The sequence below is a fragment of the Pseudonocardia sp. SID8383 genome (assembly GCF_009864975.1).
Lineage (GTDB): Bacteria > Actinomycetota > Actinomycetes > Mycobacteriales > Pseudonocardiaceae > Pseudonocardia > Pseudonocardia alni.
Map to the genome: position 1 here is coordinate 1 of NZ_WWFY01001208.1, position 17,171 is coordinate 17,171.

Sequence of the window (17,171 nt, forward strand, 5' to 3'; positions counted from 1 at the left end):
CCCACCGCCTGACCCTCGACCCCGCGCCCGGGCCGCCCGTCGACCGGCGCGTCCCGTCCGCCGCGCCGGGCCGCACCGTGCGGGCGCAGGCCCGGCACGGAGGTCATGGTCCGGTTACCCTCCTTCGCCGGACCCACCCCCGCCCCCGACCCGATCTCGAGGAGTGCTCCGGCGTGCTGAAGGGCTTCAAGGAATTCCTGCTGCGTGGCAACGTGATCGACCTGGCGGTCGCCGTCGTCATCGGTGCGGCGTTCACGGCCGTGGTCACCGCCTTCACGAAGGCGTTCCTGGAGCCGCTGCTCCGGCTGTTCTCCGGCGGGGAGAACGCCGTGCCCCCGGGCACGATCCCGCTGACCGACGAGGTGCAGCTCGACTACGCGAGCTTCCTCAACGCCGTCATCACGTTCCTGATCACCGCCGCGGTCATCTACTTCCTGGTCGTCTTCCCGATGAAGTGGCTCCAGGAGCGCCGCAAGCGCGACGCCGGGGACCCGGCCCTGGAGACCGACCTCGACCTGCTGAAGGAGATCCGCGACCTGCTCCGCGACCAGGCCGAGCGGGACCGCGAGCGGGCCCTCGCCCCCGCACCCCGCGCCGTCGGACAGCCGACGGTGCCGGCGCCGCCGATGCCGTCCGGCCCGCCGCAGGGCCGTCCGGTGCCCCCGTCGCACGCGTCGCAGCCGCCGCAGCCCGGCCCGGTCGACGACGGCTACCCCGAGCCCTACCCGGACACCCCGCGCCGGTCCCGGCACCGCGGCTGAGCCTGCTCACTCCGGGTCGCTGCCCGACGGCCCGCCGACCCGGTACGGCGTGGTCACCCCCTCGTACACGAGGTGCGCCATCAGGCCCTCCGACAGATGCGTCGGGGCGCACCGCGCCGCTGCCGTCGGCGATCCGCATCCGCACCACGTCGCCGCGGGCGACCATGAACATCGGCACGTCCGCCACATGCCGGCCTGGAGCAGGACCTCCCGGCGCGACGAGACAGGCGATCACTCGGTAGCGGTACACACGGCGACCTCCGGCTCCTGCGACGAGCGCGCGCCGGACAGTGAACGCCACGTCAGCGGGGCCACACACGCTCCCTCCAGATGAACACTCCACCCTTTCGACTCGACACGGCACGAACCCCCCACCAGGCTGAGCCGGTCGCGGGCGGCACGGGCCGCCGCGGAGGGGAGCGCACCACGATGGCGGACGCCACCACGTCGACGGCGGAGGACGGGCCCGCGCTGAAGCGGGTCATGGGGCCCAGGCTCCTGCTGCTGTTCATCGTCGGCGACATCCTGGGTACGGGCATCTACGCCCTGGTCGGCCAGGTCGCCGAGGAGGTCGGCGGGGCGGCGTGGGTGCCGTTCCTGGTCGCCTTCGCCGTCGCCATGATCACCGCGTTCTCCTATCTGGAGCTGGTCACGAAGTACCCGCAGGCGGCGGGCGCGGCGCTCTACACGCACAAGGCGTTCGGCATCCACTTCCTGACGTTCATGGTCACCTTCGTGGTGATGAGCTCGGGGATCACCTCGGCGTCGACGGCGTCACGGGCGTTCGCGGCGAACCTGAACGAGGGCTTCGGGCTGGACCTGGGCAACGGCGGCATCGTGCTGATCGCGCTGGGATTCATGCTGCTGGTCGCGGCGGTGAACTTCCGCGGCGTCGGCGAGAGCGTGAAGGTCAACGTGGTGCTCACGATCGTCGAGCTCTCCGGCCTGCTCCTGGTGATCCTGATCGGGATCTACGCGATCGCCGGCGGCGACGCCGACTGGTCGCGGGTCGTCGCCTTCGACACCCCCGAGGACAAGGGGGTGTTCCTGGCGGTCACCTCGGCGACCTCGCTGGCGTTCTTCGCGATGGTCGGCTTCGAGGACTCGGTGAACATGGCCGAGGAGTGCCACGAGCCGCGCCGGATCTTCCCCAGAATCATGATCACCGGGCTGACCATCACCGGGGTCATCTACGTGCTCGTCGCGATCTGCGCGGTGGCGCTGGTCCCGGTCGGCCCGCTGGCGGCGAGCGAGACGCCGCTGGTCGAGGTCGTCCGCGCCGGGGCGCCCGGCATCCCGGCCGACCTGGTCCTGCCGTTCATCTCGATGTTCGCCGTCGCGAACTCGGCGCTGATCAACATGTTGATGGCCTCGCGGCTGCTCTACGGGATGGCCAACCAGGCCGTGCTGCCCAAGCCGCTGGCACGGGTGCACCCGTTCCGCCGCACGCCGTGGGTGTCGATCATCTTCACCACGCTGATCTCGTTCGCGCTGATCAGCTACGTGTCGCTGGACTCGGACTCCGACGTCGTCTCCGCGCTCGGCGGCACGACCTCGCTGCTGCTGCTCGCCGTGTTCACGATCGTCAACATCGCGGTGCTGGTGCTTCGCCGCGACCGGATCCCCGAGGACCACTTCCGGGCCCCGCCCGGCCTGCCGGTCGTCGGCGCCGTCGCCAGCCTGTACCTGGTCCTGCCGTTCTCCGGGCGGGACGCGATCCAGTACGAGCTGGCCGGGCTGCTGCTCCTGCTCGGCCTGGTCCTCTACGGGATCACGCTGCTGCTCAACCGCAGGCTCGGGGTCAAGAAGGCGACCCTGGACCCGTCGAAGCTGGACGGCTGAGCCGCCCGGTCAGGGCCGCAGGACGATCTTCCCGACCTGGGCGTTGGACTCCAGGTGCTCGTGCGCGGCGACGACCTGGTCGAGCCCGTCGAACACCCGGTCCACCTGTGGGGCGAAGTCCCCACCGCGCATCCCCGCGGCGACGAACGCGGCCGCCCGGCGCAGGCGTTCGGCATCGCGGGTCATCGCGAACAGGGTGAACGAGCGGACGACGAGGTCGGGCAGCGTCGCCGTCGGGAAGATCGTCGGTTCACCGGAGAGCCTGCCGTGGATGACGATCGTGCCGTCCGGGCGGACCGCGTCGGCCATCGTCTCGACGGCAGGGCCGGCGACGGCGTCGAACACGACGTCCAGGCCCCGCCCGCCGGTGATCTCCCGGCAGCGCGCGACCAGGTCCTCCTCCCCGGTGGCGACGACGTGTGCGGCCCCGGCGTCGAGCAGCGCCTGCGCCTTGGCGCGGCTGCGGCTGGTGGCGATCGGGACGGCGCCGATCCGGTTCGCGGTCGCGATCGCCGCCAGCCCCACGCTCGACGACGCCGCCGTGACCAGCACGTGGTCGCCCGGCTGCAGGACGCGCGGTTCGAGCAGCCCGGCGTAGGCGACGAGGAACGGCATCCAGGTCGCGGCCCCGGTCACCGCGTCCACCGGCCGCGGGACCAGGGCGCGGGCCGGGACGAGGGCATGGTCGCCGTAGACGGTGTGGTCGTTCATCGAGAACGCCGGGACGATGCTCACCGGGTCCCCCGCCGACCAGCGGTCCACGCCCGCGCCGACGGCGGCGACGGTGCCCGCAGCCTCGTAGCCCAGACCGGCCGGGAGCCGGGTCGGCTCGATGTACTCACCGCGCCGGAACATCGACTCGGCCCGGTTCAGCCCGATCGCCTCGACGGCGACGACGGCCTCCCCCGGCCCCGGCTGCGGCACCGGCTCCTCGACGACCGTCAGCACCTCGGGACCGCCGAGCTCGGTGAAGCGAACGACCCTGTTCATGGCCGCCACCCTGCCGCCCGCCGGACACGCGCCGCCCCCTCCGACCGGAGGGGTTGCGCTTCCCTGATTTCACTAGTTAACTAGTGAAAGTAGGAATCAGGCGACCCCGAGGGGGAGACACGACATGCACGCACGACGCACGATCATCGGGTTCCTGGCCGCCGCGATCGCGATGGGCGGCGCCACCGGCACCGCGCTCGCCGACCCGGTCACCATCGACCCGACACCCCTGACGGTCACGTCGGGCCACGGACCGGTGGACGTGACGGTCCTGGGCCCCCACGGGAGCGGGTACTCCTTCACGCTTCCCGCCGGAGGCCGGAGCGACATCCCGACCGAGGGCGGCGGCTACGAGCGGATCGTGGTCAGCGAGAACGGGGTGACCATCGGCGAGCGGACACTGCTCAACCCGGATCTGCGCACCTACTGCGACGTCCGGCCCGCCACCGAGGAGACGCGACTGAGCTGCGGGATCATCGCCTGAGCCACGGTCGGCGCTCCCCGGACGGAGGGGATCCGGGGAGCGCCGGCCGTCCGCCGGGCCGGGTGCCGGTGGGGGATCGGCACCCGGCCCGCATGATGTGGCACCACCGTCCGGAGAGGAGGCACCGGTGATCGAGTACCGGATCGACCGGCGCTCCGGGGTGGCTGCGTACGCACAGATCGTCCGGCAGACGCGGGAGGCGCTGCTGCTGGGCACGCTGCGGGCCGGGGACCGGCTGCCGACGGCCCGTGAGGTCGTCGAGGCCACCGCGATCAACCCGAACACCGTGCTCAAGGCCTACCGGGAGCTGGAGCGGGACGGGCTGGTCGAGGCGAAGCGCGGTGTCGGGACCTTCGTCCGCCCCGACGCCACGGCCTCGGAGCCCGCCACGAACTCGCCGCTACGGGCCGAGCTCGAGGACTGGGCGGCCCGCGCCGTCACGACCGGGCTGTCCCGGGAGGAGGCCGACGCGCTGGTGCGTGCAGCCCTCGACCGGCACTACGACCGAGGAGACGCATGACCACCGCCACGACCGATGCGGTGCGCACCTCCGGGCTCGGCCGCCGCTTCGGCGGGACCCCGGCGCTGCGCGACTGCTCGCTCACCGTCGAGCCCGGCTCCGTCGTCGCCCTGACGGGCGCCCCCGGCGCCGGGAAGTCCACGCTGCTCGGCCTGCTGGCCGGGCTCGACCTCCCGACGGAGGGCACCGCCGAGGTGCTCGGTGCACCGGTGCCCACCGGCGGGCCGCACCCGGCGGTCGGCCACCTGGCTCCGTCGAAGCCGCTGCCCGACGACTTCACCGTCGCCGAGACGCTTCGGCTGGGGGCGGCGCTCAACCCCGGCCGCTGGGACGACCGCCGGGTCGCCGACCTCACCGGGCAGCTCCCGGCGGAGCGCCGGACGGCGGCGCTCTCGAGCGGGCAACGGGCGGTGCTCGCGCTCGCGCTGGTCCTGGGCCCCGGGCCGGACCTGCTGCTGCTCGACGAACCACTGGCCGGGCTCGACCCGCTGACCCGCCGCCGGGTGCTGGCCGCGGTCACCGGGCACGTCGCCGGCACCGGGGCGACCGCGGTGCTCGCCTCGCACGAGGTCGAGGACCTGCAGGACAGCTGCGACCGGCTGCTGTTCCTCGACCGCGGGCGGGTCCTGATCGACGCCGACATCGACGACCTGCTGGCCGAGCACCGGATCCTCGACGGGCCGGCCGGGGACACCGGCTGGCCGGACGACCACACCGTCGTCGAGCAGCGGGTGCACGGTCGCGGGCAGACCGTCCTCGTCCGCGGCCGCAGCCGGCCGGAGCCGCCCGCCGGGTGGCGGGCGCACGCCCCGGGGTTGCTGGAGGTGGTCGTGGGTCATCTCCGCGCGGCCGCCGGGCGGGAGGGGTCCCGATGACGTGGGTCGTCTGGCGCACCCACCGCGGCGCGCTGCTCGTCACCGCCGGGCTGGGGGTCGCACTGTGCCTGGCGCTCGTCGTGCTGGCCGCGGTGGACGCACTCGACACCGTCGCCCGCGACCCGTTCGGGGTGATCGAGAACCCGGTGTCGGACGTCGCCGGGTACCTGGTGCTCGCGGCACCGGCCCTGGTGGGGGCGTTCCTCGGGGCTCCCCTGCTGGCCGGTGACCTGGAGCGTGGCACGCACGTGCTGCTGCTGACCCAGTCCGTGTCCCGGCGTCGCTGGGCGGGCTCGGCCCTGCTCGTCGGCGGGGGCGTCGCCGTCACGACCGTGGTCACCGCGGCCGCGGTGTACGCGGGTCTCGCCGCGACCGAACCCTGGCACGACGCGCGCACCGTCGCCGCGACCGGGCTCGTCCCGCTCGCCCGCACCCTGTCCGCGCTCACGATCGGTGTGCTGACGGGGCTGCTGCTGCGCCGGGTCCTGGCCGCGTCCGTGCTGACGCTCGCGACCGTCGTCGTGACCGAGGTGGCGATCACGGCCCTGCGTGGCCACATGGTCGCGCCCCGGCTGCGGACCGGCCCGCTCCCGCTGGGGGGTTCCTCGGGCGCCGGGGAACAACGTCTCGACTCCGGCTACACCCTGACCGGTGGTGGCCTGCGCAGCGGTGCGTCCGGCACCGGCTGCACCCAGGACGACGTCGCCTGCCTGCGGGCCGCGGGCATCGACGGGAACTACGTGCTCGTGCACCCTGCGACCGACCGCTGGCCGCTGCACTGGGCGGAGGTCGCGCTGCACCTGGTCCTGGCGGCCGGCGCCGCCGCATGGCTGTTCGCACGACTGCGCCGGCCACTGGGCCGGTGAGCCGCCTGCGGGTCAGAGCGCGCGCAGCCGGCCCGCGAGCTCACCCTCGTAGAAGCTGAAGAACTCCTCGACGTCCGGTCCGGCGCTGATCAGTGCGAGCCGGTCGTAGCCCGCGTCGGCGAAGCCCTTCACCGTCGCGACGTGGGTCTCGACGTCCGGGCCCGCCCCGAACGCGTCGGCCATGTCCTCCCTGCGGACGAAGGCCGTCGCAGCCTCGAAGTTGCGCACGTTCGGCAGCTCGGCCTGGATCTTCCAGCCGGTCGGGCCGAACCGGAACAGCCGGTGCGCGGACTCCAGCGCGGCGTCGACGGTGCCGGCGTAGGCCAGCGGGACCTCGGCCCAGCGGGAGCCGGTCCCGCCGGCCGCGGTGTAGGCGTCGATCAGGTCGGTGCGGGGCTCGGTGGCGAAGAGGCCGTCGCCCAGTTCACCGGCGATCCGCGCCGCCTTCGGCCCGCCCGCGGCGACGACGATGTCCGGCAGTGTGTCCGGCAGGTCGAACACCTGCGCGTCCTCGATGGACAGGTGGTTGCCGCGGTAGGTGCGGTAGCCGCCGGACCAGAGCAGCCGGATGATCTCCAGCGCCTCGCGGAGCATGGCGTGCCGCACCCCGACGACCGGCCACGGGTGTCCGGTGATGTGCTCGGACAGCTGCTCGCCGGAGCCGACGCCGAGGGTGAACCGGCCGTCGGACAGCAGTGCGGTCGTTGCGGCGGCCTGGGCGATGATCGCCGGGTGGTAGCGGATCGTCGGGCAGGTCACCCCGGTGGCCAGGCCGATCCGCTCGGTCCGCATCGCGATCGCGGCGAGGATCGACCAGGCGAACCCGGAGTGCCCGTGGCTCTCGAGCCACGGGTGGTAGTGGTCGGAGATCTCGACGAAGTCGAAACCGGCCTCCTCCGCCCGGACGGCCTGGCGGACCATCTCCTGCGGCGTGTGGGCCTCGGCGAAGAGCTTGAAGCCGATCTGCACGACGGGTGTCCTCTCCTCGGGGGTGGCGCCGGTGGGGTTCCCGGCATGCGTCGGATCACTCCTGCGGCAGCAGGACGATCTTCCCCGCGGTGTGCCGCTTCTCCAGCTCGGTGTAGGCCTCGCGGACCCCGTCGAGCGGGTAGCCGGCCGCGATCGCGACCTGCAGGGCCCCGTCGGCGACGAGCGCGCCGAGCGCGGCGAGGTCGTCGCGGCCCGCGGAGTCGGCGGTGCCCCGGGTGGCGGCGCCGTGGGCCTGCGCGCCCTCGAAGTCGATGATCGTGTTGATCCGCTCCGGGGCGACACCGAGCTCGCGGGCGAGCGCGACGTAGCCGCCGCCGACGAGGTCGACGACGGCGTGCACCCGGTCCGGCGTCGCGGCACGCAGGTTCGCCAGCGTCTCCTCGGGCGAGGACCCGTAGGCGACCGGGGTCACGGCCAGCTCGCGCAGCCGGTCGTGGTTGCGCTCGGAGGCGATCCCGACGACCTCCACGTCGCGCAGCGTCAGCAGCTGCACCGCGATCTGCCCCACCCCGCCCGCGGCACCGGCGACGACGACCGTCTCCCCCGGCTGCGGGTCCACCGACGCGACCGACGCGGCCGCGGCCGTCCCGGCGATGTAGAGCGCACCGGCCGTCGCGACGTCGAGACCGGCCGGGCGGCGCAGTACCTGCTCGGCGGGCACGTCGACGTGGGTGGCCTGGGAGGCGCGGTCGTCGGTCCAGCCGAAGACGTCGTCGCCGGGCTCGACGTCGGTGACGCCCTCCCCGACCGCCGCGACGACCCCGGCCCAGTCGCTGCCCTGCCCGCTGGGGAACGTGCTGGGCCAGGACTCGGCGAACACGCCTTCGCGCAGCGCGGTCTCGCCCGGGTTGATCCCGGCCGCGTGCACCTCGACCAGCACACGACCCGGACCGGGGTCGTCGAACCCGACACCGGTCACGTACAGCTCGTCGACGCCGCCGTAGCGGTCGTACCGCACGGCCCTGCCCTCACGTGTGCTCATGTCGGGCAGCGTTCCCGCTGCGCGATTGCCTGCACCGATGAGCCGGGTCACACCGGTGGGTGCAGCTCCACGGCCGCGCCGGTGACGGTCCGGCGACCGCCCTTCAGCACCCAGCGGACCGGTGCGACGGCGGCGACCGCCGTGCCCGGGTCGGGTGCGTCGAGGCAGACCAGGTCGGACGGGGCCCCCGCGACGACCCCGGTGGCGGCGGCCGGGGTGCCGAGCACCCGGGCGGCGCGCGGGCCGACCAGGTCCAGGCAGGCCGCCAGCTGCTCCGGCGACGCCTGGTGGGTCAGGTTGGCGTAGAGGTTCGCCATCCGGACCAGGGAGCCGTCGCCGTAGGGGGTGAAGGCGTTGCGGACGTTGTTCGTGGCCACCGCGGCCGCGGCGTCGCGCTCGACGAGCCGGTCCAGCACGACGACCCCGCGCGGCGCCCCGGCGCCGGTCTCCCGGCCGGTGAGGAACAGGTCCGTCGACGGCAGGGAGACCACGCCGACCCCCGTCCCGGCGCACCGGTCCAGCACCGCGGCGCGCTGCTCGGGCTCCAGGAACGACCAGGCCGTGCCGTGGCCCGCGGTGACCCGGCCGCCGAGCCCGGCCCGTTCGGTCAGGTCGCACACCGTGCCGATCAGCGCGCCCTCGGCGGTGCCGTCGAACAGGTCCAGGTGCAGGTCGACGTCGGCGTCGTGGTCCGCGGCCAGCCCGAACACGCGGTCCAGCTGGCCCGCGGGGTCGTCGTCGGCGTAGGGGGCGCCGCCCACGACCGCGCGCCGGCCCGCCGCGCGGGCCCCGCCGAGCGCCTCGTCGAGCAGCCGGGCCGTCTCCGGCGAGCCGGTCAGACCGTCCTGGGCGAACACGCAGACCTCGACGTCGACGGCCCAGGCCCAGTCCGCCGCGGCCGCCAGCACACCCTCCAGCCCGCGTCGCCCGACGGTCGGGTCGAGCTCGACGTGGGTCCGCACCCGGGTGGTGCCGTGCGCGACGCAGGACGCCAGGACGGCCCCGGCGCGGGCGGCGACGTCGTCGACGGTGAAGTCCGCCTTCATCGCCGCGGTCTCGGCCATCGCGTCGTCGACGGTGCCGCCGGACCAGGAGCAGCGGTCAGCGGTGAGCGCCTTGTCCAGGTGCAGGTGCGCGTCGACGAGGCCGCCGACGACGAGCCGGTCCCCCGCGTCGGTACCGGGTGCCCCGGCGGGCGCCGGGACACCCACCGACCGGATCCTGCCGCCGGACATCACGATGTCGACGGCGCCGTCGTGGCCGGGGACGCGGGCGCGCCGCACGACGGTCACGGCACCGTCGCCGGCCGGGTCCGGGGGTCGCGGTGATGTGGAGATGGTCACCCGGTGAAGACTCTCTCCCCGGACAGGATCCCGCAGGTCGACCGATGGACAACGGCCCGGGGCCCGGTACGGTGAGCCCATCGGAAACTCGGCCGTAGGTCCCCGGACATCCGGCCCCGCACCATCCGGCGGGCGGGGTCGTGGGCGAGGCGTGCCCGAACCCGGGCGGCCGTCGTGACGTCGGCCGAGCCCGGCCGCCGGCGGCTCGGCCACACGGGCAGCTGGCCGGAGCCGCACTCCCGGGTGAGCCTGCGCGAGCACACCCCGGCGCCCGGTGTGACCGTCCTCGAGGTGATCGGTGACGTCGACCTCGCCGAGGCCGAGGCGATCCGGGCCCGGATGTCGGAGATGCTCCACCAGACGCGACCGGCGCGGGCGCTGCTGGACCTGTCCGGCGTCGGATTCCTCGGGTCGCACGGTCTGACCGCGGTGGTCCGGTCTTCCCGGGCGGCCGGTGAGGCCGGGGTCCGTCTCGACGGGGTCACCGGCCCGGGCAACCGTGCGGTGATCCGGCCGGTGCGGATGACCGGGCTGGACCAGGTCATCACCTGGTACCCGGATCTCGACACGGCCCTGGGGGCCTGAGTCTGCACCCCGACGATCTCGTCCGCCGCGCGCCGCGCCTGTTCCACACCACGCCCGCCGCGTCGTGGCCCGGGATCGCCACGCACGGGCTGCTGCCGGTCGCGGGGCTGCTCGACCTGTTCGGGGTGACCGGCGACGAGCGGGAACGGCTGCTGACCACGCGTCGCCCGCGGGCGGTGCGGCTGCACCACCCCGAGCACGGCATCGCCTGGCTGCGTGACCAGCGCCCGCTCAACCCGGCAGCCCTGGGACGGATGCTCGACCCGGGGTCCGGGTTCGGTGTGGCCGACTACCTGCGCCGGATCAACGGCTGCGCGTTCCTGTGGGCGGACCCCGCCCGCCTGCGCCGGCTGCACGCGCTGCCCCGCTACGCCGACACCGAGCACGTCGTCCTCACCGTCGACACCGCGTCCCTGGTGGCCGCGCACGGCGACCGGGTGCTCGTGACCCGGATCAACTCCGGCGCCGCGCTGTTCGCGCAGGGGCGACGCGGGCCGGACACCTTCCTGCCGGTGGGGCGGGTGCCGTCGTCGTGGCGGCCGGTGGAGGTGGCCGTGCCCGGCGGCGTCCGGGACCTGCTCGCGCACCTGGTGGACGCCCCGGCCGTACCGGAGCGCTCCGGATGAGCCGGCCGGTCGCCGTCGTGCTCGCCGACGCCTGGACCCGGCCGTCGGCCGGCGACCACACCGACGACACCGAGGCCGTCGCCGACCTGCTGCGCCGCAGCGGGCACGGGTTCGACGTCCGGACCGCGGGCCCGGCGGGCGACCGTCCGCTGCGGGAGGCACTGTCCGACCCGGACACGGTGCTGTTCGCCCACCCCGGTGCCTCCGGCGACGACGAGTCCGCGTTCCGGCGGCTGCGCGCGGACAAGGGCGCGATCCGCCGGTTCGTCCACGGGGGCGGGTGCTATCTGGGCGTCTGCATGGGAGCGTTCCTGGTGGAGCGCGGCTTCCTCAACCTCGTCGGCCTCGCCGTCGACGAGTACTGGTCCCGCCCGGGGGCCGATCCGTCCACCCCGGACCCGGCCCTGGTCACGGTCCGGTGGCGTGGAGCCGAACGGCGGATGTACCTCCAGGACGGGGGCGTGATCCGGCCGACACGCCGGGCGCTCGCGGAGACCGAGATCCTGGCCACATACGCCGACGGCACGGTGGCCGCCTGCGTCACCCGGTGCGGTGACGGCGCGGTCGGTGTCGTCGGCCCGCACCCGGAGGCCCCGCCCTCGTGGTTCCACGACCACGGTGTCGACCTCCCGGCCGACCATGATCATGACCTGGGGGTCGATCTCGTCGACACCCTGTTCCGGACGGTGCACGGGTCGACGCCGCCGCCGTGACGACAGCGGAGCCCGCGTGTGGCTACGTATTCCACCCGACCGGGGTTCACCACTTTGCGAGTGACGATCGCCACCCCGACCTGCACTTTCCGTCCCCGCGGGAAGGGGTAGGCCGGTGTCATGTCCGACGTGTCCAACCGGTCGGCCCTCACCGGTGGGGTCGACGGCGGCGACGACCGCGCCACGCAGCCGGGGCAGCCCCAGGTGATCCGCCGGGACCTGCCGTACCGCCCCTCGCCGACCCGCCGTCCGGTACCGAGCCCCCGCCCCCGCCCCGGCGCCGTGCCGCTCGACCACCGCGTGCTGGTCCCCGGGGCGACCCTGGAGGCCTCCCGGGCCCGGCCCGGCGAGCAGCTCGCCGAGGTGTTCGAGGAGGCCGTCGACCACCACCCGGACGCCGTCGCCGTCGACACCGGCGACGCCACGCTGACCTACCGCGACCTCGACGGGCGCACCAACCGTCTCGCCCGGCACCTGCGCGGGCGCGGCACCGGCCCCGGCGACGTCGTCGGGCTGCTGCTCGACGACCCGGTGGAGAGCTACACCGCCATGCTCGCGGTGCTCAAGACCGGGGCCACCTTCGTCCCGATGGACGCGGGCTTCCCCGCGGACCGCGTGGCGTTCATCCTCTCCGACTCCGCGGCCGGTCTGCTGCTGGTCACCGACAGCGCGCTGGCGAAGGTCGGCGACCCCGTGCGGGGCGACGTCGAGATCCTCTCGGTCACCGGTGCGGCGGCCGCCGACATCGCCGCCTGCTCCGACGAGCGGCTCGGGCCGGACACCCGTCGCACACCGGGCCGCGAGCACCCCGCCTACCTGATCTACACCTCCGGCTCCACCGGCCGGCCCAAGGGCGTCGTGATCGGACACCCGGCGATCTGCAACTTCGTGCGGGTCGCCGCCGACGAGTACGGCGTCCGCGCCGACGACCGCATGTACCAGGGACTGACCCTGGCCTTCGACTTCTCCGTCGAGGAGATCTGGACCTCGTTCCTGACCGGCGCCACCCTCGTCCCCAAGCCGGCCGGGGTGTCGCTGGTCGGCGAGGACCTGCACGACTTCCTGATCGAGCGCCGCGTCACCGCGATGTGCGTGGTGCCGACGCTGCTGGCCACCGTCGAGGCGGACCTCGACGACCTGCGCTTCCTGCTCGTGTCCGGCGAGGCCTGCCCGCAGGACCTCATCCGTCGCTGGTGGACCCCGCAGCGCCGCTTCCTCAACGTCTACGGCCCCACCGAGGCCACCGTCACCGCGACGATGGCGCAGGTCCACCCGGACCGTCCGGTGACGATCGGACGGCCGCTGCCGACCTACGCCGCCCTCGTCCTGGACACCACCGACCCGACCAGGGTGCTGCCGTTCGGCGAGACCGGGGAGCTGGCCGTCGCAGGGGTGGGGCTGGCCGACGGCTACCTCAACCGCGACGAGAAGACCGCCGAGGTGTTCGTCCCGGCCCCGGTCGACCTGCCGAACAACCCGTCCGGACTGATCTACCGCACCGGTGACCTCACGCGGATCAACGCCGACGGCGAGATCGAGTACCGGGGCCGCATCGACCTGCAGGTCAAGGTCCGCGGCTACCGCATCGAGCTCTCCGAGATCGAGGCCGTGCTGCAGGACCACCCCTCGGTCGCGATGGCCGTGGTGGACACGTTCGAGCCGACGCCCGGCACGAAGGAGCTCGTCGGCTACTACAGCCTGGTCCGCGGCGCGGAACCGCCGACCGACCTGCGGGCCCGCCTGCAGGACCGGCTGCCGTCCTACATGGTGCCCCCCTACCTCGAGCACCTCGAGCTCATCCCGATGACGACCAGCGACAAGGCGGACCGCAAGAACCTGCCCGCGCCGACCGGCAGCCGCGTGGCCGCGACCGGCCCGGTCGTGGGCCCGGCGACCGACGTCGAGCGCGGCCTGGTCGCCGAGCTCGCCACCGTGCTGCGGGTCGAGCCCGCCGAGATCTCGGTCGAGGCCGACTTCTTCGACGAGCTCGGCGCCACCTCGCTGCTGCTGGCCGGGTTCGCCGCCGCCGTGCGCCGTCGCGACGACCTGCCGTCGGTGTCCGCACGCGACGTCTACCGCCACCCCACCGTGCGCCGGCTCGCCGCCGCGCTCGGCGACGTCGTGCCGACCGTGGCCGCGGAGCCGGTCGAGCCGGTGCGCGCCCGCCCGGTGGCGCACACGCTGACCGGGGCCGCGCAGCTGCTGTTCCTGCTCGCCTCCGGGTTCGCCGCCGCCGCGGTGCTGGTCCTCGGCTACCGCTGGATCTCCACTGCCCCCGACGCGGTGTCGCTCACCGGCCGGGCCGCGCTGTGGACCGCGGGGGTACTCGTCGCCGTCGTGCTGCTGCCGGTGCTCGCCAAGTGGACGCTCGTCGGCCGCTTCCGCGAACGGACCGTGCCCCTGTGGGGCGCCGCCCACCTGCGGTTCTGGGTCGTCTCGACGCTGATCCGGACCAACCCGATGGCGCTGGCCGTCGGCACCCCGCTGTACACCGCCTGGCTGCGGCTGCTCGGCGCGCGGATCGGGCGCGGCAGCGCCCTGTTCGGGGCCGTCCCGGTCGCCACCGACCTCGTCCGGGTCGGCGCCCGCACGATCGTGCACCCGGAGGCGTCGCTGCAGGGCTACCGGGCCGTGCCCGGTGCGCTGGAGTTCGGCCCGGTCGGCGTCGGCGACGACTGCGTGGTCGGCGAGGCCGCCGTGCTCGACATCCGGACCTGGATGCAGGACGGGTCGCAGCTGGGCCACGCCTCGGCGCTGCGCCCCGGTGTCACCGTCCCCGCCGGCGAGGTCTGGCACGGCTCGCCCGCCGGCCCCTCCGGCTCGGACTACCGCGGGCCCGACGCCGTCGGCGCGGGGCGGCTGCGCCGGGTCGTCTACTCGGCGGTGTTCGCCGGGCTGTCCTGGGCCGTCGCGACGGCGGTGTTCGCGCTGCTCGTCGGCCTGTTCGCCCGCTTCGCCCCGCAGGTGGCCGGGCTGATCGGCCTGACCGGTGCCGACATGGGCGCACACTGGTGGTTCTTCCTGATCGGCGCGATCGCGGTGGTGGCGCTGGTCGTGGCCGCCCTGCTGGTGGGCGCGCTCGCCGTGCTGACCCTGCCGAGGCTGGCCGCCCTGTTCGTGCCGGTCGACCGCACCTTCCCGCTCTACGGCGTGCGCCACGTCGCCCAGCAGATCGTGACCGGCGTGTCGAACGCGCGGTTCCTGGTGCTGCTGCTCGGCGACAGCTCGTTCATCACCGGTTACCTGAAGGGCCTCGGTTACGACCTGGACGACTTGCGTCAGACGGGGTCGAACTTCGGCACCCAGCTCCGTCAGGAGTCGCCGCGGCACGCCCGCGTCGGCTCCGGGACGATCGTGTCCGACGGCCTGCGGATGATGAACACCGAGCTGTCGCACGACTCGTTCCGGATCCGTCCGGTGCGGCTGGGCCGGGACAACTTCGTCGGCAACGACGTGCACCTGCCCCCGGACGCCCGGATCGGCGACGACGTGCTGCTCGCGACCAAGGTCATGGTCCCGGTGGACGGGCCGGTGCGGACCGGGGTGGGCCTGCTCGGCTCGCCGCCGATGGAGATCCCGCGCACCGGCGCGGGGCCGCACCCGAACCACCCGGCGACCGACGAGGAGCTGGCCCGCCGGCTGCGCTCCAAGAACCGCTACAACGCCTCGACCCTCGTCGTCACGGTGCTGCTGCGGGCCCTCGGCGTCGCGGTCGCGCTGGTCCCGCTCGGGATCTCGGTGGCGCTCTGGCCGGCGTGGGGCCTGTGGGCCCTCGGCCCGGCCGTGTTCCTCGGCCCGCTGCTGCTCATGGTGTGGTCGGCGCTGCTGGAGCGCGCGACGCTCGGCTTCCGCGGCCTGCAGCCGCGCACCGCATCCATCTACGACCGCTACTTCTGGTTCCACGAGCGGCTCTGGAAGCTCTACGTCCGGCCGGTGCTGGCCGGGACCCCGCTGCTCGTGTGGCGCAACCGCCTGGCCGGTCTGAGCGCCGGGAAGCGCGTCTTCGACGACGGCGCCGCCCTGCCGGAGAAGAGCCTGGTCTCCCTCGGCGACGACGTCGTGCTCAACTCCGGGTCGGTCCTGCAGTGCCACTCGCTGGAGGACGGCCGCTTCGAGTCCGGCCGGATCCGGGTCGGCGACGGCGTGGCCGTCGGCGTGCGGGCGTTCGTGCACTACTCCACCGACATCGGCGACGGCGCGACGCTGGCCGCCGACTCGTTCCTGATGAAGGGCGAGCAGGTGGCCCCGGGTGAGCGCTGGGGCGGGAACCCCGCCGAGCCGGAGGCGGACGACGCCCCGGTGCCCGACCACCGCGCGCCGGCGGAGCCCGCGGTCCCGGTGTCGGCCGTGCCCGTGCTGCCCCAGCCGTTCACCGAGGAGGTGTTCCTGTCGCGGGTGCAGCAGTACCTGGAGCTGCACGACGTCGCCTGGGCCACCAACGCCTCGGTCGCGGTGCTCGACACCCTGGCCCGCAGCCTCGGCGCGGACACCCGTGACGACCTGGCCCGGCACCTGCCCGCCGGGTTGCGGGCCCAGGTCCCGTCGCTGGCCGGGTACGGCCCGGGACACGGGCAGCACGCGGTCGACGACTGACTGTACGGCCGGGATAACCGGTTGTGCACTATTGACGACACCCGCACCGCCCGGGATTGTGATCGGGTCCCGACAACGGAGTGGGAGCGTCGTCATGTCCGAACAGCAGTCCCTGTACGACCGCCTCGGCGGCATCTACGCGATCGCCGGGGCGGTCGACGTCCTCGTCGACCGGCTCTTCGCGAACGCCTCGGTCAACGCGAACGAGGGGGTGCACGCCCACCACGGCGAGCCCGCCAACGCCCCCGGCTACAAGTTCCTGGTCACGGCCTGGTCGGTGCAGGCGGCGGGCGGTCCGCAGTGCTACCCGGGCATGGACATGGTCACCGCGCACGAGACGCTGAAGATCACCGACGAGCAGTTCGACGCCGTCGCGCTGGAGATCTCCTCGACGCTGAACTTCTGCGGGGTGCCCACGCCGGAGCACACCGAGTTCATGGAGATCATCGAGAGCTACCGGTCCGAGGTCGTGGAGCAGCGACCGAAGGTCGCCTGACGCGCCCGTCCCGCCGGCGCCGACGGGCGCCGGCGGGATCCGCTCACCGCGTGTCGCCGGTGAGGAGGGAGTACCTCGCCGACGCCGCCGCGCACGGCCTGACGATCGTCGGGCCGGAGGTCCCGCTCAGGACCGGCCGAACAACCTCGCGAGCAGGCCCCCGCCGGAGCGCTCGGCCGGCGCGCAGCGACAGCGCTCGGCCGGCCGCACACCGGCCATGACCTGGTCCATGTGCTGCCCGCAGCCCTGCCAGGTGACCATGCCGCAGTTCCGGCAGGTGGCGCGTCGGCACATCGCGATCGTCTCCTCGTATCGGTCCCGGTCGACTGGATACCCCCGGGGGTACCTTCGAGGATACGCCGTCGCGCATGTCCGGGATCAGCGTCGTGACGCGATCCGCACCAGCACCAGCGCCGGGCCCGACGGTGCCCGGCCGCGGCGCCAGGCCGCCCGCAGCCGTCGCTGCAGGTCCGCCCCGCGCACCGGCACCGCCCGCAGCGTCCCC

16 protein-coding genes are annotated in these 17,171 nt (G+C 74.2%); 11 read left to right on the plus strand and 5 right to left on the minus strand.

What is annotated here, in order from left to right:
* Nucleotides 1-173 precede the first annotated feature (173 nt).
* Nucleotides 174-761 carry a large-conductance mechanosensitive channel protein MscL gene (gene mscL / locus GTW08_RS33135; RefSeq protein WP_073575687.1) on the plus strand — a complete coding sequence of 196 codons (588 nt, stop codon included), beginning with the start codon at nucleotides 174-176 and terminating at the stop codon, nucleotides 759-761.
* Between the two features lie 429 nt (nucleotides 762-1,190).
* On the plus strand, nucleotides 1,191-2,603 hold the full coding sequence (locus tag GTW08_RS29410) for an APC family permease (RefSeq protein ID WP_073575686.1): 1,413 nt from the start codon (nucleotides 1,191-1,193) through the stop codon (nucleotides 2,601-2,603).
* Nucleotides 2,604-2,612: 9 nt separating this feature from the next.
* Here the strand turns inward: GTW08_RS29410 and GTW08_RS29415 are convergent, their stop codons facing one another.
* Complete coding sequence (locus GTW08_RS29415; RefSeq protein WP_073575685.1) at nucleotides 2,613-3,593, minus strand: zinc-dependent alcohol dehydrogenase family protein; 981 nt, start codon at nucleotides 3,591-3,593, stop codon at nucleotides 2,613-2,615.
* A 124-nt stretch (nucleotides 3,594-3,717) separates the two neighbouring features.
* Between GTW08_RS29415 and GTW08_RS29420 the strand changes: the two genes are divergently transcribed.
* The 4 genes from GTW08_RS29420 to GTW08_RS29435 all read left to right on the plus strand — a co-directional run bounded on the left by GTW08_RS29420 (nucleotide 3,718) and on the right by GTW08_RS29435 (nucleotide 6,338).
* A complete protein-coding gene (locus GTW08_RS29420; RefSeq protein ID WP_073575684.1) occupies nucleotides 3,718-4,077 on the plus strand; it encodes a hypothetical protein in 360 nt (119 codons plus the stop codon).
* A 127-nt stretch (nucleotides 4,078-4,204) separates the two neighbouring features.
* Nucleotides 4,205-4,597, plus strand: coding sequence for a GntR family transcriptional regulator (locus tag GTW08_RS29425; protein WP_073575683.1), 393 nt, complete (start codon nucleotides 4,205-4,207; stop codon nucleotides 4,595-4,597).
* A complete protein-coding gene (locus GTW08_RS29430; RefSeq protein ID WP_073575682.1) occupies nucleotides 4,594-5,472 on the plus strand; it encodes an ATP-binding cassette domain-containing protein in 879 nt (292 codons plus the stop codon). The genes GTW08_RS29425 and GTW08_RS29430 overlap by 4 nt, the downstream gene beginning before the upstream one ends.
* On the plus strand, nucleotides 5,469-6,338 hold the full coding sequence (locus tag GTW08_RS29435) for a hypothetical protein (protein ID WP_073575681.1): 870 nt from the start codon (nucleotides 5,469-5,471) through the stop codon (nucleotides 6,336-6,338). The genes GTW08_RS29430 and GTW08_RS29435 overlap by 4 nt, the downstream gene beginning before the upstream one ends.
* A 12-nt stretch (nucleotides 6,339-6,350) precedes the next feature.
* Here the strand turns inward: GTW08_RS29435 and GTW08_RS29440 are convergent, their stop codons facing one another.
* From GTW08_RS29440 to GTW08_RS29450, 3 genes are read right to left on the minus strand one after another with little or no spacing between them, the layout of a single operon-like run.
* Nucleotides 6,351-7,307, minus strand: a complete 957-nt coding sequence (locus tag GTW08_RS29440; RefSeq protein ID WP_073575680.1) for a TIGR03557 family F420-dependent LLM class oxidoreductase — start codon at nucleotides 7,305-7,307, stop codon at nucleotides 6,351-6,353.
* A 55-nt stretch (nucleotides 7,308-7,362) separates the two neighbouring features.
* On the minus strand, nucleotides 7,363-8,310 hold the full coding sequence (locus tag GTW08_RS29445) for an NADP-dependent oxidoreductase (protein ID WP_073575679.1): 948 nt from the start codon (nucleotides 8,308-8,310) through the stop codon (nucleotides 7,363-7,365).
* A 47-nt stretch (nucleotides 8,311-8,357) separates the two neighbouring features.
* Nucleotides 8,358-9,653: an amidohydrolase gene (locus GTW08_RS29450; RefSeq protein ID WP_161152832.1), complete on the minus strand. Its 1,296-nt coding sequence runs from the start codon at nucleotides 9,651-9,653 to the stop codon at nucleotides 8,358-8,360.
* Between the two features lie 174 nt (nucleotides 9,654-9,827).
* Between GTW08_RS29450 and GTW08_RS29455 the strand changes: the two genes are divergently transcribed.
* From GTW08_RS29455 to GTW08_RS29475, 5 genes are all read left to right on the plus strand, one after another.
* The gene (locus tag GTW08_RS29455; RefSeq protein ID WP_083658628.1) at nucleotides 9,828-10,238 is read left to right on the plus strand and encodes an STAS domain-containing protein; all 411 of its coding nucleotides are present in this window, start codon (nucleotides 9,828-9,830) and stop codon (nucleotides 10,236-10,238) included.
* 125 nt (nucleotides 10,239-10,363) lie between these two features.
* On the plus strand, nucleotides 10,364-10,864 hold the full coding sequence (locus tag GTW08_RS29460; RefSeq protein ID WP_083658627.1) for a DUF7002 family protein: 501 nt from the start codon (nucleotides 10,364-10,366) through the stop codon (nucleotides 10,862-10,864).
* Nucleotides 10,861-11,577, plus strand: coding sequence for a hypothetical protein (locus tag GTW08_RS29465; protein WP_083658626.1), 717 nt, complete (start codon nucleotides 10,861-10,863; stop codon nucleotides 11,575-11,577). The genes GTW08_RS29460 and GTW08_RS29465 overlap by 4 nt, the downstream gene beginning before the upstream one ends.
* Before the next feature lie 120 nt (nucleotides 11,578-11,697).
* Entirely contained in the window at nucleotides 11,698-16,170 is a 4,473-nt protein-coding gene (locus GTW08_RS29470) for a Pls/PosA family non-ribosomal peptide synthetase (RefSeq protein ID WP_073575673.1), read from the plus strand.
* Between the two features lie 94 nt (nucleotides 16,171-16,264).
* Nucleotides 16,265-16,666, plus strand: a complete 402-nt coding sequence (locus tag GTW08_RS29475; RefSeq protein WP_073575671.1) for a group I truncated hemoglobin — start codon at nucleotides 16,265-16,267, stop codon at nucleotides 16,664-16,666.
* 126 nt (nucleotides 16,667-16,792) lie between these two features.
* Here GTW08_RS29475 and GTW08_RS31290 read toward each other — a convergent pair whose 3' ends face one another.
* Nucleotides 16,793-16,960: a hypothetical protein gene (locus GTW08_RS31290; RefSeq protein WP_167379068.1), complete on the minus strand. Its 168-nt coding sequence runs from the start codon at nucleotides 16,958-16,960 to the stop codon at nucleotides 16,793-16,795.
* Nucleotides 16,961-17,171: the final 211 nt, after the last annotated feature.